General features: G+C 75.5%; 18 protein-coding genes. 11 read left to right on the forward strand and 7 right to left on the reverse strand.

Features of this window, described 5'->3' with window-relative positions:
- Window positions 1-76: 76 nt before the first annotated feature.
- The 6 genes from ABD994_RS29995 to ABD994_RS30020 all read right to left on the reverse strand — a co-directional run bounded on the left by ABD994_RS29995 (window position 77) and on the right by ABD994_RS30020 (window position 5,496).
- A complete protein-coding gene (locus tag ABD994_RS29995) occupies window positions 77-1,309 on the reverse strand; it encodes a cytochrome P450 (protein ID WP_345424933.1) in 1,233 nt (410 codons plus the stop codon).
- 38 nt (window positions 1,310-1,347) lie between these two features.
- Complete coding sequence (locus ABD994_RS30000; protein WP_345424936.1) at window positions 1,348-2,337, reverse strand: AraC family transcriptional regulator; 990 nt, start codon at window positions 2,335-2,337, stop codon at window positions 1,348-1,350.
- Between the two features lie 3 nt (window positions 2,338-2,340).
- The gene (locus tag ABD994_RS30005; protein WP_345424939.1) at window positions 2,341-2,748 is read right to left on the reverse strand and encodes a tautomerase family protein; all 408 of its coding nucleotides are present in this window, start codon (window positions 2,746-2,748) and stop codon (window positions 2,341-2,343) included.
- A 10-nt stretch (window positions 2,749-2,758) separates the two neighbouring features.
- A complete protein-coding gene (dmpG, locus tag ABD994_RS30010) occupies window positions 2,759-3,793 on the reverse strand; it encodes a 4-hydroxy-2-oxovalerate aldolase (protein ID WP_345424946.1) in 1,035 nt (344 codons plus the stop codon).
- A complete protein-coding gene (locus ABD994_RS30015; protein WP_345424951.1) occupies window positions 3,790-4,695 on the reverse strand; it encodes an acetaldehyde dehydrogenase (acetylating) in 906 nt (301 codons plus the stop codon). Before ABD994_RS30015 ends, dmpG begins: the two co-directional genes overlap by 4 nt.
- 78 nt (window positions 4,696-4,773) lie before the next feature.
- Window positions 4,774-5,496 (reverse strand): IclR family transcriptional regulator, encoded by a 723-nt coding sequence (locus ABD994_RS30020; protein ID WP_345424959.1) that lies wholly within the window; start codon window positions 5,494-5,496, stop codon window positions 4,774-4,776.
- Between the two features lie 108 nt (window positions 5,497-5,604).
- Here ABD994_RS30020 and ABD994_RS30025 point away from each other — a divergent pair, with 108 nt between their 5' ends.
- The 10 genes from ABD994_RS30025 to ABD994_RS30070 are packed head-to-tail and all read left to right on the forward strand — an operon-like array spanning window position 5,605 to window position 12,994.
- Entirely contained in the window at window positions 5,605-6,579 is a 975-nt protein-coding gene (locus tag ABD994_RS30025) for a DODA-type extradiol aromatic ring-opening family dioxygenase (protein ID WP_345424964.1), read from the forward strand.
- Window positions 6,576-7,385, forward strand: coding sequence for a class III extradiol ring-cleavage dioxygenase family protein (locus ABD994_RS30030; RefSeq protein ID WP_345424968.1), 810 nt, complete (start codon window positions 6,576-6,578; stop codon window positions 7,383-7,385). The genes ABD994_RS30025 and ABD994_RS30030 overlap by 4 nt, the downstream gene beginning before the upstream one ends.
- Window positions 7,385-7,675 (forward strand): BMC domain-containing protein, encoded by a 291-nt coding sequence (locus ABD994_RS30035; protein WP_274230963.1) that lies wholly within the window; start codon window positions 7,385-7,387, stop codon window positions 7,673-7,675. Before ABD994_RS30030 ends, ABD994_RS30035 begins: the two co-directional genes overlap by 1 nt.
- A 2-nt stretch (window positions 7,676-7,677) precedes the next feature.
- Complete coding sequence (locus tag ABD994_RS30040) at window positions 7,678-8,007, forward strand: BMC domain-containing protein (protein ID WP_345424971.1); 330 nt, start codon at window positions 7,678-7,680, stop codon at window positions 8,005-8,007.
- Complete coding sequence (locus ABD994_RS30045) at window positions 8,004-8,249, forward strand: EutN/CcmL family microcompartment protein (protein ID WP_345424974.1); 246 nt, start codon at window positions 8,004-8,006, stop codon at window positions 8,247-8,249. Before ABD994_RS30040 ends, ABD994_RS30045 begins: the two co-directional genes overlap by 4 nt.
- The gene (locus ABD994_RS30050; protein WP_345424977.1) at window positions 8,246-9,349 is read left to right on the forward strand and encodes a PEP/pyruvate-binding domain-containing protein; all 1,104 of its coding nucleotides are present in this window, start codon (window positions 8,246-8,248) and stop codon (window positions 9,347-9,349) included. The genes ABD994_RS30045 and ABD994_RS30050 overlap by 4 nt, the downstream gene beginning before the upstream one ends.
- Window positions 9,339-11,162, forward strand: a complete 1,824-nt coding sequence (locus ABD994_RS30055) for a PEP-utilizing enzyme (protein WP_345424980.1) — start codon at window positions 9,339-9,341, stop codon at window positions 11,160-11,162. Before ABD994_RS30050 ends, ABD994_RS30055 begins: the two co-directional genes overlap by 11 nt.
- The gene (locus ABD994_RS30060) at window positions 11,159-11,869 is read left to right on the forward strand and encodes an HAD-IA family hydrolase (RefSeq protein WP_345424983.1); all 711 of its coding nucleotides are present in this window, start codon (window positions 11,159-11,161) and stop codon (window positions 11,867-11,869) included. The genes ABD994_RS30055 and ABD994_RS30060 overlap by 4 nt, the downstream gene beginning before the upstream one ends.
- The gene (locus ABD994_RS30065; RefSeq protein ID WP_345424986.1) at window positions 11,866-12,312 is read left to right on the forward strand and encodes a RidA family protein; all 447 of its coding nucleotides are present in this window, start codon (window positions 11,866-11,868) and stop codon (window positions 12,310-12,312) included. Before ABD994_RS30060 ends, ABD994_RS30065 begins: the two co-directional genes overlap by 4 nt.
- Window positions 12,302-12,994 (forward strand): alpha/beta hydrolase family protein, encoded by a 693-nt coding sequence (locus ABD994_RS30070; protein WP_345424989.1) that lies wholly within the window; start codon window positions 12,302-12,304, stop codon window positions 12,992-12,994. Before ABD994_RS30065 ends, ABD994_RS30070 begins: the two co-directional genes overlap by 11 nt.
- Here the strand turns inward: ABD994_RS30070 and ABD994_RS30075 are convergent.
- Window positions 12,985-13,404 carry a hypothetical protein gene (locus ABD994_RS30075; RefSeq protein WP_345424992.1) on the reverse strand — a complete coding sequence of 140 codons (420 nt, stop codon included), beginning with the start codon at window positions 13,402-13,404 and terminating at the stop codon, window positions 12,985-12,987. The genes ABD994_RS30070 and ABD994_RS30075 overlap by 10 nt on opposite strands.
- Window positions 13,405-13,547: 143 nt before the next feature.
- Between ABD994_RS30075 and ABD994_RS30080 the strand changes: the two genes are divergently transcribed.
- Window positions 13,548-14,801: AAA family ATPase (locus ABD994_RS30080; RefSeq protein ID WP_345424995.1), on the forward strand; the 1,254-nt coding region annotated here is incomplete at its 3' end.

Consider the following 14,801-nt stretch of genomic DNA (forward strand, 5'->3'; position numbering starts at 1 on the left):
ATCGACCCCCAGCAGCACCCACGACCCGGCGGACGACATCCCGCACCGGTCGGTGAGCAACGACCACCCGTCGACGTCACCAGGTGACGTCGAGGGTCTCCAGACCGCGGAAGAAGTAGCTCGCGATGTAGGTGGGCTCGTAGCCGTCGGCCAGGCGCAGGCCCGGCAGGCGGCGGACCAGCGTCTCGAGGGCGACGCGGATCTCCGCGCGGGCCATCGGGGCGCCGGGGCAGACGTGCAGGCCGCGGCCGAACGCGAGGTGGTCACGCACGTTGGCCCGGTCGATGTCCACGACGTCGGGGTCGGGGAACACCGTCTCGTCGCGGTTCCCCGAGCCGAACAGCAGCAGCACCATGGTCCCGGCCGGGAGGTCGGTGCCGCCCAGGCTCGTGTCCCGCGTCGTGATCCGGAACAGCCCCCGGTGGGGCGCGTCGCGGCGCAGCACCTCCTCGGTGACCTTCGGGATCGCCTTCGCCGGGTCCGCGGTGACCCGCTCCTGCACCGACGGGTTCTGCAGGATCGCCAGCAGCGTCGCGGTGATCGCGTCGCGCGTGGTGTCGAAGCCCGCGACCCGGGCGGCCCCGCGCACCACGTTGATGACGTAGTCGTCGTCGAGGCCCGGGAAGCCGTGGGCGCCGTGCACCAGGTCGGAGATCAGGTCCTCGCGCCGGTGGGCGCGCCGGTCGTCGATCAGGGCCTGCAGGTAGACCGTGTAGTCGGCCATCCGGCGGGCCGAGGCGATGCGGTCCTCCAGCGGGGCCAGCAGGTTCCAGAGCATGTTGACGTCGTCGGTCCACCGCTGGATCCGGTCGCCGTCCTCGGCCGGGAAGCCGATGATCGCGTTGATCACCGACTGCACGAACGGCACGGCGTAGTCGCCCACCAGGTCCGCGCGCTCCGTGAACCCGTCGATCAGCGACTCCGCCGTCGAGCGCATCGTCGGCAGCATCGCCCGCACCCGCGCGCCGGTGAAGCCGGCGTCGAACACGCGCCGGATCGGGTGGTGGGCCGGCTCGTCCTCGTTGACCACGGCGTTGGTCTCCGGCACGTTGCCGGCCCGCAGGACCTCGGTGACCTCGGGCGGATTCCAGTAGATCTTCGGCACGGCGACCGCCGACGAGTAGGTCTCCGGGTCGTCGATGACGGTGACCAGGTCGTCGTACCTCGTCACCATGTAGGCGCCCAGGACCGGGTTGATCATCGGCGAGTGGGCGCGGGCCTCGCGGTAGAACAGGTGCGGGTCCTCCCGGTGGGGGCTGACCATCGGGTTGAACTCGAGCGCGGGGCTGCTCTCGTCGGTGGCGGTCACGGCGCTGTGCCTCCCAGTGGTGGAGCGGAAGGCCGACGCTAGGTGTGGCCCGGGTCACCCGTCGATCCGCGCGCGGTAGGCCGCGCGCCGGTTCCGGCAGTGCGCGACGGCGGCTCGCCGAAGGCCTCGCGGTAGGACCGGGCGAAGCGGCCGAGGTGGGTGAAGCCCCAGCGCATGGCCACCTCCGCCACCCCGCCGCGACCCGCCGCGAGGTCGTCCCGGGCCCGGCGCAGGCGCACGTCGCGCACCAACGTCATGGGGGAGACACCGTGGTGGCGCCGGAGCCCGTCGCGCAGGCCACGGGCACTGACGCCGGCGACCTCCGCGAGGGCGGTGACCGTCCACGGGTGCTCGGGGTGCTCGACGACGGCGGCGACCGCGCGGCGCACCGACCGCGGCCCGACCGGGGCCGCGGGCGCGGCGAGCGCGTCGCGGTACGGGTGGTCGACGGCGTGCAGCAGGCCCGCGACGACGGCCTCGACGAGCGGGCGCATCACCCGCGGATCGGCGGCGAGCCCGCGCGGGTCGCCCGCCAGGTCGGCGAGCGTGCGCACCAGCGACCACCAGCGCCGGCCGTCGTCCGACCGCAGGTCGATCGTCGGGGCCAGCGCGACCGCGCCCCGGACCGGGCGGTCGAGCAGGGTCGTGAGCTGGTCCTCCAGCGCCCCGCGCTCGATCCTCAGCCCGAACAGCCGCCCGCCCTCGGCCCACCCGTGCAGCCGGGCCGTGCCGTCGGGCCGGTAGACCGCCGCGGTCGCCGACGTGGAGCACACGTCGGCGCGCCCGCTGCGGGTGCGCAGCACCCCGTCGAGGGCGATGTTCACCTCGTAGCCGGTGGCCAGCTCGCCGGTCTCGATGACGACCTCGCCGCCGTACGACAGCACCCCGGCCGCCACCGGCCCGAGGTCGACCGCCGAGAGCGACATCGAGAACGCGGCCGGGTCGTGCAGCACCGTCAGCCGGTGCGGGAAGTAGACCTCCGCACACTCCGCCCGGGCACGGTCGGGGTCCGAGGTGCTGACGAACACGGCTCAGCTGTTCGCCGCCCGGGCGGCGATCTCGTCCCGCCGCGCCCCCGACGCCGGGACGCCGCCGATCGCCCAGTCGTCCGGCGGGACCTGGATGATCCGCCCGCGCACGCGCGCCCGGGCCACCCCGAGGACGTCGACCAGCAGATCGGTGAGGTCGGCCAGCAGGCGGTGCCGCTGCTCGACCGGCCGGCCCTCGAGCACGATCGCGGTGAAGTACGGCGCCGGCGCGGCCCCGGTCTCCCCGCCGACCGCCCAGTGGGTGCGCGGGTGCGCGGTGACGTAGGCCCGGATGCGGTCGAGCGGCGAGTCGAGCACCTCGGCGTAGCGCCGGCTCGTGCGCTCGAGCAGGCGGGCCAGGACGTCGGGGGAGTGGTCGCCGTCGACGACGTGGATCTCCAGGATCGGCATGTCGGCCCCGTCAGCCCTGCTCCCGCTCGCGGGCCAGCTCCAGGGCCACGTCGATGATCATGTCTTCCTGGCCGCCGACCAGCCCGAGCTCGCCGCAGCGGCGCAGGATGTCGGGCACCGGGACCTTGTACCGCTCGCCGGCGTGCTCGGCGTGCAGCAGGAAGCTGGAGTAGACGCCGGCCCAGCCCTGGGTGATCGCGTTGCGGTCCATCTTGGGCCAGCGGTGCAGGTAGGGACGCACCACGTCCTCGGCCGCGTCGAGCAGCGCGGTGACGTCGAGACCGGTCGCGATGCCCATGCGGTCGAAGACGGCGGCGAGCACCTCGGTGGGGGAGTTGCCCGAGCCGGCGCCCAGGGCGCACAGCGACCCGTCGATCTCCTTGACGCCGACCTCGGCGGCGATCACCGAGTTGGCCACGCCGAGCGAGAGGTTCTGGTGGCCGTGGTAGCCGACCCACGCCTCGTCGCCGACCTCGGCGATCAGCGCCTCGAACCGGGCCCGGGCGTCGTGCATGAGCAGGGCGCCCGCGGAGTCGGTGACGTAGGGGCACTGGCAGCCGGCGTCGACCATGATCCGCGCCTGCTTGGCCAGGTCCTCCGGCGACGTGCGGTGGGCCATCATGAGGAACCCGACGGTCTCCATGCCCAGGTCGCGGGCCACCCCGAAGTGCTGGGGCGAGACGTCGGCCTCCGTGCAGTGGGTCGCGACGCGCACGACGTCGGCGCCGGCGTCGCGGGCGCGGCGCAGGTCGTCGACCGTGCCGATGCCGGGCACGAGCAGCACCGCGATCCGGGCCTGCTGGGCCTCCTCGCGGGCCGCGGCGATGAGCTCGAGCTCGTTCGTGTGCGAGAAGCCGTAGTTGAAGCTCGAGCCGCCGAGGCCGTCGCCGTGGGTCACCTCGATGACCTCGACGCCCGCGCGGTCGAGCGCGCGCACGGTGTCGCGCACCTGCTCCTCGGTGAACTGGTGCGCCTGCGCGTGGCTGCCGTCGCGCAGCGTCGTGTCCGTGATGCGGACGTCGTGTCGGATCTCCGGCCGGCTCACGCGGCCACCTCCATCTCGGCCGCGACCAGCTCGCCGACCTGGGCGGCCGCGGCGGTCATGATGTCGAGGTTGCCGGCGTACTCGGGCAGGAAGTCGCCGTTGCCCTTGACCTCGAGGAACACGGCCACCCGGCCGTTGCCGCCCCACTTCTCCGAGGGCGGGTCGAACTGCGGCTCGGCGCGCAGCGTGTAGCCGGGGACGTACTGCTGGACCCGCTCGACCATGCGGTGCACCGAGGCGGCGACGGCGTCGTGGTCGGCCTCCGGCGGCAGCGAGCAGAAGACCGTGTCCCGCATGATCATCGGTGGCTCGACGGGGTTGAGGATGATGATCGCCTTGCCGCGCCGCGCGCCGCCGACCTCCTCGACCGCGCGGGCCGTGGTCTGCGTGAACTCGTCGATGTTGGCCCGCGTGCCCGGCCCCGCCGACCGCGAGGCGGCCGACGCGACGATCTCGGCGTAGGCCACCGGCACCACCTGCGAGACCGCGGCGACGATCGGGATCGTCGCCTGCCCGCCGCAGGTGATCATGTTGACGTTCGGGGCGTCGAGGTGGTCGGGCATGTTGACCGCCGGACACACCATCGGCCCGAGGTGGGCGGGCGTGAGGTCGATGGCCCGGATGCCGGCCTCGGCGTAGCGCGGGGCGTTGGCCTGGTGCGCCTTGGCCGACGTGGCCTCGAAGACCATCCGGGGCAGCGGGTCCTGGCGCAGCAGCCAGTCGACCCCGTCCGACGACGCGGGCACGCCCATCGCCCGCGCCCGCTCGAGCCCCTCGGACTCGACCACGCCGACCATCGCGGTGACCTCGATCCGCGCGCTGCGCGCGAGCTTGGCCAGCAGGTCGGTGCCGATGTTGCCCGGTCCGACGATCGCGGCCGGGACCTTCGCAGGCGCACTCATGGCGACGAGCGTGACACCGCTCACCGACACCGCGGAACCGCGACGTTCCGCCGACCGGCACGCACGGGCAGGTCGGGCTCAGGTCGCGAGCTGACGGCCCGCCCGCACGGCGGCCTCGACGACGTCCTCCGCGGCCCGGGCGACGGCGGCGCGGGAGAACAGCGGCGACGGTCCGGCGACGGAGAGCCCGCCCACCGGCCGCCCGTCGGCGTCGACCACCGCGGCCGCGACGGACGTCCGCCCGGCCTGGAAGGTCGACGACACCACGTAGCCGGTGCGCCGGACGGCGGCGAGCTCGTCGTGCAGGGCCGCGTGTTCGGGCGCGGCGAGGTCCTCGTCGCGGCACAGCCGCGCGATGCGCTCGTCGATCTCGTCGGCGGGCAGGCGCGCGAGCGCCGCCTTGCCGCAGCCGCCGCGCCAGGCCGGGGCCCGCAGCCCGACCCGGTTGTCCATCGGCGGCCGGACGTGCCCGGCCTCCCGGTGCAGGTAGACCGTCCAGCCGCCGACGAGCTGGCCGACGTGCACCTCCTGCCCGGGGACCCGCCGCAGCCCGCCGAGCGCCCCCTCGACGGCGGCGACGAGCCCGGTGCGCTCGATGATCTGCCCGGCCAGCCCCACGAGCAGCGGCCCGAGCCGCCAGCCGCGTCCGGGCACGGTCTCGAGCAGGCCCTCGGCGGCCAGCGTGGTGGCCAGGACATGGACCGTGCTGCGGGGGATACCGGTGCGGGCCGCGAGCGCCCGGGTGGAGAGCACGTCGGTGGTCGGCGCGAACGCCCGCAGCAGGACGGCGGACTTGCTCACCGCCGCGACCGTCACCCGGTCGAGTGTGGGACGCCGCGCGGGGCGGTGTCCAGCACCGCGGGACGGCGACCTGGGACCGCGGAGGGGCGCTCCCTAGCGTCCCGGCCCATGGCCCGTGTGTTCCACGCCACCGCCGGGAGCGGACGGTCGGCCGCCCGGCGGGCGCCGCGGACGGAGCCCGCACCGGCCCCGAGCGCCCCGGGACGCGACCGCGGCGGCATCGTCGCCGGCTACCTCGCCCCCCACCCGCCGCACCTCGTCTACGCCGAGAACCCGCCGCAGAACGAGCCGCGCTCCACCGGTGGCTGGGAGGTGCTGCGCTGGGGGTACGAGGAGCTGCGCCGCCGCCTCAAGCAGCACCGGCCCGACGTGCTCGTGGTGCACGCGCCGCACTGGATCACCATGGTCGGCCACCACGTCAACTGCGTGCCGAACCCGCGCGGCGTCTCCGTCGAGCCGATCTTCCCGCACCTGTTCCGGTACCACTACGACTTCCGCACCGACGTCGACCTCGCCGAGGCGATCGTCGACGAGGGCGCGAAGGCCGGGCTGGTCACGAGCGGCCTGCGCGAGGAGGGCGTCCGCGTCGACTACGCCACCATCGGGGCGCTGCACCTGGCCAACCCCGACTGGGACATCCCGGTCGTGTCGCTGTCGGCCAACAACAACCCCTACTACTACTCGGACGCCTCGCTGGCCGAGATGGAGACGCTCGGGGCGGCCACCCGGGCGGCGATCGAGCGCACCGGGCGGCGGGCGGTGCTGCTGGCGTCGAACTCGCTCTCGCACCTGCACTGGGACACCGAGCCCGAGCTGCCCGAGGACATGTCCGTCGAGCGCCCCTTCGACCACCACCAGTACGCGGGCGACATGGAGCTGCTGCGGGTCGTGCGCGAGGGGCCGACGTCCCGGCTCAGGGACGCGATCCCGGCGCACATCGAGGCCACGTCGTCCGAGACCAAGGCCGGCAGCCTCACCTGGCTGCTCGCGGCGATGGGCTGGCCCGCGATCGCCGGCGAGGTGCTGGCCTACGGGACGGTCATCGCCACCGGCAACGCCGTCGTCGAGTGGGTGCCGTCGTGATCCCCGCAGCCCTGGTGCCGGCCATGCCCCACCTGCTGGCCGGCGACCCCGCGGACAGCTGGGCGGAGCTCGCCGCCGGGTCCCGCACCGTCGGCGACCGGCTGCGCGCCGCGGGCGTCGACACCGTCCTGCTGCTCTCGACGCAGTTCTTCACCGTGCTGGGCCACCAGGTCCAGTGCGACGACCGGCTGCGCGGGCGGCGCACCGACGAGAACTGGTATGCCTACGACTACGGCCACCTCGAGCACGACCTGGCCATGGACGTCGAGCTGGCCCACGCCTGGGCCGACGCGATCGACGCCGCGGGCATGCAGGCCCGGCGCACGCGCTACGACGGCTTCCCGGTCGACACCGGCGCCGTCGTCGCGTCGCGGCTGCTCGATCCGCAGGGGCAGGGCCGGTGGGCGCAGGTGTCCTGCAACCTCTACGCCGACCCGTCGGCGATGAGCGCGGTCGCGGCGGCCGGCGTGCGCGCCGCCGCGGACCTGGGCCGGCGTCCCGGCGTGGTGGCGGTGAGCGGGCTGTCGTCCGGGCTCACGCCCCGCTGGATCCGCCCGTCGGAGGACCGCGTCGAGCCCGAGCACGACCGGTGGAACCGCAAGGTCCTCGACGCGATCCGCGCCGGTGACCGGGAGGCCGTGCTGGGGATGCGCGAGCAGTTCGCCGTCGCCGCGCAGGCCGACAGCCAGTTCCGCGCCTTCGCGTTCCTCGACGGCAGCGGCGCGGTGGACCGTCCGGGCGAGGTCCTGGCCTACGGGCCGGTGTGGGGCACGGGAGCAGCAGTCGTCTGGTGGGGAGAGAGCTGATGGCACGGGCAGTGGGGTTCATCGAGGCCGAGGGGTTCGTGCCGGTCTTCGACGCGGTCGACGCCATGGTCAAGGCGACCGAGGTGGAGGTCCGCGGGGCCGTGCGCCTCGGCGGCGGCCTGGTGGCGGTGGCCGTCACCGGCGACCTCGCGACGGTCGAGGAGGCCGTCGAGGTCGGCGAGGAGGTGGCGCGCGCGGTCTCCGGGCGCGCCGTGAAGTCGATCGTCTTCGCGAGCCCGTGCGTGCCCGTCCAGGCGCTGGCCGGGGACCTGTCGATGGTGGGGAGCTGACCGTGGCGGAACGGGGAAGTGGCGCGATCGGGATCCTCGAGACGCGCGGCGTGGTGGCGCTCTCGGCGGGGATCGAGGCGATGATGAAGACCGCCGACGTCGAGACGATCACGATCGAGCGGGTGAGCAGCGGCTACCTCGCCGCGGCCGTCCGGGGGTCGCTGGCCGCGGTGCGCCAGGCCGTCAACGCGGGGTCCGCGGCGGTGGAGCAGTACGGCGAGCTGCGGGCCGCGCAGGTCTACCCCAAGCCGCACGGCGTCTCGGTCGGGCTGCTCGAGAACGGCAGCTCCGACCGCCTGGCGCGGGCGATCGAGTCCGGGGCGGAGCGGTGATCCTCGGCGAGGTCGTCGGGCGGGTGTGGTCCGAGCGCGAGGTCGACGGGCTCGGCGGCGTGCGCATGGTGATGGTCCGGGACGCCGACTCCGGGGCCCGGCGCGTGGCCGTCGACCTGCTCGACGCGGGCACCGGCACGACGGTGCTGCTCGCGACCGACGAGGCCGCGGCGGCCGTCACCGGGCGCGCCTGCGTCGACGCGGCGGTGGTCGCCCTCGTCGCCGGGTGGGATGCGCCGTGAGCGACACCTGGGTGGTCGACCTCGCCGACCCGGCGGCCGCGGACGTCGCCGCCGTCGGCGGCAAGGGCGCCGGGCTGCACCGGCTGGTCGCGCTGGGCGCGCGGGTGCCCGCGGGGTTCGTCGTCACCACCGACGCCTTCCGCGCCGCGCTCCCCGCCACGGGTGACGTCGAGGCACCGCTGCGCGAGCTGGCGCCCGACGCCCCGATCGACCAGGTCGAGCGGGCGGCCGCGCAGGCACGGGCCCGGCTGCTGCGGGCGGTCGCCGCCGGCCCGGTGCTCGACGCGGTGCGGGCGGCCTACGACGACCTCGCCGGCGGCATCTCCCGCGTCGCGGTGCGCTCGTCGGCGGTCGGGGAGGACGCGGCCGGCGCCTCGTACGCCGGCGAGCACGACACCTACCTGGAGATCCGGGGCCGCGACGCGGTCGCCGACGCCGTGTGCCGCTGCTGGGCGAGCCTCTACACCGCGCGGGCCGTGTCCTACCGCGCCCACGGCGGCCTGTCCGCCGACGCCATGGCCGTCGTCGTGCAGGAGATGGTCCCGGCCCGCGCCGCCGGCGTCTTCATGACGCTCAACCCGGCCAACGGCGACCGCTCCACCGTCGTCTGCGAGGCCGTCTGGGGGCTGGGGGAGCCGCTGGTCTCCGGCGAGGTGACCCCCGACCGGTTCGTCATCGACAAGATCAGCGGCGAGGTGGTGCGCCGCGAGGTGGCGCACAAGGAGCGCCGCCTGGTCCGGCGCGACGACATCCCGGGCACCCACGAGGTCGACGTCCCCGACGCCGACCGCGACCGCCCTTGTCTCGACGACGCCGAGCTCGCCGAGCTGCTCGACGTGGCCCGCCGCGTCGAGCGCGCCGCGGGCGTCCCCCAGGACGGCGAGTTCGCGCTCGCCGAGCCCGGCGGCCCCGCGCGCGTCCACCTGCTCCAGACCCGGCCCGAGACCGTCTGGAGCACCCGCGCGCCGCGCGCGGCGACCCCGACCGACGGGACCGGCGCGGGTCCCCGGACGGCGCTGTCCGCGGTCCTGGCCACGCTCACGCGCGGCGCGACCACCCCGGCCCACACGCACGAAGGGACGCCCGACCATGGTGGCTGACCGCTTCCCGAGCCCGTTCGACGTCGAGACCCCGCCCGGCGCGGAGGGCTGGGAGTCGATGTACGACTGGTACCACCTGTTCGGGCCCGAGCGCCGCGAGCTCGACGAGGGCCGGTTCTGGTTCGCCGACCGCCTGCACCACCCCGACGTCCTGCACCCCTACGACGAGATCCAGTGCGAGTGCTGGTGGCAGGCCCTCGGCGCGTTCAACACGCGCATCTTCGCCATGCCGCCGGCCTTCGGCGTCGACCAGCGGATCGTCAACGGGCGCCTCTACGTCACGCCGGTCGCCGCGCCCGCCGAGGACGTCGCCGCCCGGGCCGAGGAGTTCGGGAAGCGGGCGGGCCACTACTACGAGCGCTGGGACGCGATCTACGCGGAGTGGAAGGAGAAGGTCACCGCGAAGCTCGAGGAGATCCGCGCGCTGCGCTTCGAGCCGCTGCCCGCGCTGGAGCCCGAGTCGACGGTGTTCGACCACGTCGGCCACTCGGCGGGGTTCCGGATGATCCGCGACTTCGACCGTCTCGTGCTGACGATGTACGAGACGTACCAGTACCACTTCGAGCTGCTCAACATCGGCTACGCGGCCTACCTGACGTTCTTCGCGATGTGCCGCCAGGCCTTCCCCGACATCTCCGACCAGTCGATCTCGCGGATGGTCGGCGGGCTGCGCGTCGAGCTCTACCGGCCCGACGACGAGCTCAAGCGCCTGGCCAAGGAGGCCCAGCGCCTCGGGCTCGTCGACCGGCTCTCGGGCACCGAGGACGCCGCGACGCTGTTCGCCGCCCTGCGCTCCGACAAGGCCGGCGCGGAGTGGGTGGCCGACTGGGAGCGCACGGCCGACCCGTGGTTCCTCATCAACACCGACCCCGGCCACCCCGGCGGGTACCACACGTACCCGACCTGGGCCGACCAGCCGGACATCCCGCTGGCCTCCGTGCGGGAGTACCTGCGCCGTCTCGAGGCCGGCGAGTCGATCGACCGGCCCACCGACGAGGTGCTCGCCGAGCGCGACCGGATCACCGCGGGCTACCGCGAGCTGCTGCCGGAGGACGACCGCGCGACCTTCGACGACACCGTCGGGCTCGCCCGCCAGGTCTTCGCCTTCATCGAGGAGCACGTCCTCTACATCGAGCACTGGATGTGGGCGACGTTCTGGGCGAAGTCGCACGAGCTCTCCCGCGCGCTGGCCGCGATGGGCGAGGTCGACGAGCCCGAGGACATGTTCTTCCTGCGCCGCTACGAGGTCGCCGAGGCGATCTACGACTGCGTCGCGGCGTGGTCGGTCGGCTCGCGCCCGCGGGGAGCGGACCACCTGCGGCCGCTCATCGCCCGTCGCAAGGAGATCTACACCGCGCTGCGCGCCTGGGAGCCGCCGCCGGCGCTGGGCCCGCCGCCCACGCAGATCGACGAGCCGTTCACGGTGATGCTCTGGGGCATCACGACCTCGACGGTCGCGGAGTGGCTGCGCTCGGACGCCGAGGACGGCACCCTGCGCGGGACGGCCGGGTCGCCCGGCGTGGTCGAGGGGCCGGTCCGCGTCGTCACGCACCCGTCGGAGCTGCCCGACGTGCAGCCCGGGGACGTGCTGGTCTGCCCGGCCACCTCGCCGGCGTGGGCGCCGGTGTTCGCCCGCGTCGCGGCCACCGTCTCCGACGTCGGCGGGATCATGAGCCACACCGCCATCGTCTGCCGCGAGTACGGCATGCCCGCCGTCGTCGGCACCGGCAACGCCGTCGCGACGCTGCGCACGGGCCAGCGGGTGCGGGTGGACGGGGACAACGGTGTGGTGACCGTGCTGGAACCCGCGTGACCTCCTGCGCGCCCCGCCCGGACGGGCCCGGGGAGCCGCGGCTCCCGGACCCCGTCCGGGCCGGGCGGCGCCGGGCCCTGCGCCGCACCCGGACGGCCGGGGGCACGCTGCTGCTCGACATGGGCGGGGTCGTCATCCCGACCCTGTTCGAGTCGACGGACGTCCCCGGCTTCCCGGCCGGCCCGACGGGCGCCGACGACGACTACCGCTCGGTCGAGCGCGGCGAGTCCCAGGAGCGCGACTACTGGGCGCGGCTCGCGCAGCGCCGCCCGGACATCGACATCGGGGCGCTGTGGCGGGACTGCTCCTATGTCCGCAACGAGGTCCTGGGGCTCATCGCCCGGGTCGCGGGGCGGGTGCGGGTCGTCGCCTTCACCAACGACATGGCGCACTGGTTCGGCGACGACTGGCCGGCGCGGTTCCCGGCGGTGGCGCGCTTCGACGGGGTGCTCGAGGCCGCGAAGCTCGGTGTCCTCAAGCCCGACCCGGAGGCGTTCCGGGTGGCCGCGGCGGCGCTGGGGGAGGACCCGGCCCGCTGCCTGTTCGTCGACGACCTCGCCGCCAACCTCGACGGCGCGCGGCGGGCGGGGATGAGCGCGGAGCTGTTCGAGGTGACCGACCCGGCGGGCTCCGTCGCGCGCGTCGCCCGGGCCCTCGGGCTGCCGGCCGACGAGCCGCGGCGGCGGCGGATCTGGGCGCCGTTGTGAGCAGCCCCGAGGACCGCCTCGTCGAGCTGGGTCTGGAGCTCCCGGCCCTGCGCCGCCCGGCCGGGCACTACCGCGGCTGGACCTCCGCCGGCGACGTCCTGTACCTCTCCGGCCAGGGCGCCGACGGCCACACCGGGCGGGTGGGCGCCGACCTCACCGTGGCGCAGGGCTACGCCGCCGCCCGGGCGTGCACGCTCAACCTGCTCGCCCAGGCCCGCGACGCCGTCGGCTCCCTGGACCGCGTCGCGCAGGTCCTCGTGCTGCGCGGCTACGTCGCGTGCACCGAGGACCTCACCGACCAGCCGGCGGTCATCGACGGGGCCTCCGACCTGCTGGTCGAGGTCTTCGGCGAGCGCGGCGAGCACGCCCGCACGGCCATCGGCGTCCAGGCCCTGCCGCGCGGTTTCGCCGTGGAGCTGGATGCTGTGCTGCGTGTGCGCTGACCGCCTGCCCTACGGGGACGACCCGGCCCAGTTCGTCGACGTGTACCGGGGGGACGGCGGCGGGAGCGTGGTGCTCCTGCACGGCGGGTTCTGGCGGGCCCGGGTCGGGCTCGACCACATCGCCCCCGTCGCAGCGGACCTGCACGGCCGCGGGCACACGGTCGTCAACGTCGAGTACCGCCGGGTCGGGCAGGCGCCGTTCCCGGCGACGCTCGACGACGTCGAGGCGGCGCTGCGCCTCGTCGAGGAGGGGCCCGCCGTGGTCGTCGGCCACTCGGCCGGCGGGCACCTCGCGGCGTGGGTCGCGTCGCGGGTCCCGGTGGCCGGGGTCGTGTCGCTGGCCGGCGTGCTGACCCTCGCCGACGCCGCCCGCGAGGGCATCGGCGAGGGCGCGGCCACGGACTTCGTCGGCGGCCCGCCCGACGAGCTCCCGGACCGCTACGCCCTCGCCGACCCGGTGGCGCACCTGCCGCTGGGCGTCCCGCTCCGGGCGGTGCACGCCCGCGCCGACGACCGCGTCCCGTTCGACACCAGCGTGCGCTACGTCGAGGCGGCCCGGGCCGCCGGCGACGACGCGGCGCTCGTCGAGGTGCCCGGCGACCACTTCACCGTCGCCGACCCGACCCACGCGAGCTGGCCGACGGTGCTCGGGGCGATCGCGGAGGCGTCGGGTCAGGGGTAGTACAGGTGCGCGACCTGGTCCTCGACGACGGTGCCCTGCTCGGGGTGGCCGCCGAACACCGAGGACAGCATCCCGGTGACGCCGGCCCAGCGCCCGGTGCCCTCGAGCCGCCAGATCACCGCACCGCGCAACGACCCCGCGTCGAGGCCCGGCTCGAGCACCCCGGTGCCGATCGTCGAGAGCTCCAGCGTGCCGCCGTCGAGGGTGAGGGTGCCCCGCTCGAGCAGTGCGGTCTCGTCGAGCATCGTCACCGTGGTCACGTAGCTCGCCGTGCCCGGGACGGCGATGTCCGCGTCGCCGTCGAGGAGGACGACCGTGCCCGGCCCGGACTTGACCTCGAACGTCGGCGGCTCTCCCGACGGCGGGGCGGCCTCGGGACGGAACCGGAGCTGCCAGATCTGCCTGCGCATGGTGTCTCTCTCCTCCCGCGGGGTGGTGCGACCAGCATCGGGAGACGCGTGCCCCGCCGGGACCGTGCCGGCACGTACACAGCGCGCGGGCACCACGCAGACAGGCTCGACCGGCGGGTGGGCCCCGACCGATACTGCGGGGCGTGCGCGCGCTGCGTTGCCCGGAGGTGGTCGGCCGGGACACCGAGCGGGACGTGCTGCGGGCCGCGCTGGAGGACGCGGCCCGGGGACGCGGGGCGATGGTCGGGCTGGTCGGCCCGGCGGGCATCGGGAAGTCCCGGCTGGTCACCGACCTCGTCGGGTCGGCGGAGGTCGCGACGGTCTTCGCCGGGCGGTGCACGGAGGGTGCACCCGCAGCGCTGCGCCCGCTGTCCGAGGCCCTGCTCAGCGGGCTGCGCGGGCGTCCGGTCCCCGCCGGTGGCGACGTCGAGCCGTTCCTGCCCGCGCTGGGCCGCGTCGCCCCCTTCTGGCCGGGCACGCCGCCGCCGGCGGACGGGTCACCGGTCGTGCTCGCCGAGGGCGTCCACCGTCTCGTGCTCGCGGCCGCCGGAGCGGGTCCGGCGGTCCTCGTGGTGGAGGACCTCCAGTGGGCGGACCCGGACACGCTCGCCGTGGTGGAGTACCTCGCCGACCACGCCGCCGGGTCCCGCCTGCTCCTCCTGGTCACGGCCCGGTCCACACCCGGGCCGGCGCTCGCGCTGCTGCACCGGCTCGCACACCGCGGGGTGCACCGCGAGCTGGTCCTGCCGCCGCTGGCCGAGGACGACGTGGGCGCGATGGCCGCCGCGTGCCTCGGGGAGCCGCCGAGCCCGGAGACCGTGGCGATGCTGCGCGACCGTGCCGACGGGTTCCCCCTCCTCGTGGAGGAGCTCCTCGGCGCCGGCCCGGCGGCCGTGCGCGCCGGCCACGTGCCGGCGACGGTCGCGGAGACGACGGCCGCGCGGACGGCCGCGCTCGACGGTCCGGCCCGCGAGATGCTCCGGGTCGCCGCGGTGCTGGGCGTCGAGTTCCCGACGGCGCTCCTGCTCGCCGTCGTGGACCACGAGCCGGAGGTGGCCCGGCAGGCGCTGGCGGCGATCGCGGCGGCCGACCTCGTGACGCAGGACGCCGACCGCGCGGCGTTCCGGCACGCCCTGACCCGCGACGCCGTGGCCGCGACGACGCCGGGTCCCGAGCGGGCGCGGATCGCCCGCCGGGCGTGGGAGGTGCTCAGCGACGACGCGGACCTCGGGGACGGCGCCACCCCGGTCGCCGAGCTCGCGGTGCTCGCGGCCGACCCCGGCGCCGCCGCCGCGTTCCTGCGCCGGCCCGCCCGGACGGACCTCGCGCAGGGATCGCTCGCCACCGCCGAGGCCGCGCTGCGGCGCGCCCGCGCGCTCGCGCCCGACCGCCCGGCA

This window comes from Actinomycetospora chlora (assembly GCF_039542135.1).
GTDB classification, from domain to species: Bacteria; Actinomycetota; Actinomycetes; order Mycobacteriales; family Pseudonocardiaceae; genus Actinomycetospora; species Actinomycetospora chlora.

Coding starts and splice junctions, on each gene's coding strand:
- ABD994_RS30005 (WP_345424939.1), bottom strand. CDS start 2,748: ATGCCGATCCTGGAGATCCACGTCGTCGACGGCGACCACTCCCCCGAC.
- ABD994_RS30035 (WP_274230963.1), top strand. CDS start 7,385: ATGGCACGGGCAGTGGGGTTCATCGAGGCCGAGGGGTTCGTGCCGGTC.
- ABD994_RS30015 (WP_345424951.1), bottom strand. CDS start 4,695: ATGAGTGCGCCTGCGAAGGTCCCGGCCGCGATCGTCGGACCGGGCAAC.
- ABD994_RS30075 (WP_345424992.1), bottom strand. CDS start 13,404: ATGCGCAGGCAGATCTGGCAGCTCCGGTTCCGTCCCGAGGCCGCCCCG.
- ABD994_RS30025 (WP_345424964.1), top strand. CDS start 5,605: ATGGCCCGTGTGTTCCACGCCACCGCCGGGAGCGGACGGTCGGCCGCC.
- ABD994_RS30055 (WP_345424980.1), top strand. CDS start 9,339: ATGGTGGCTGACCGCTTCCCGAGCCCGTTCGACGTCGAGACCCCGCCC.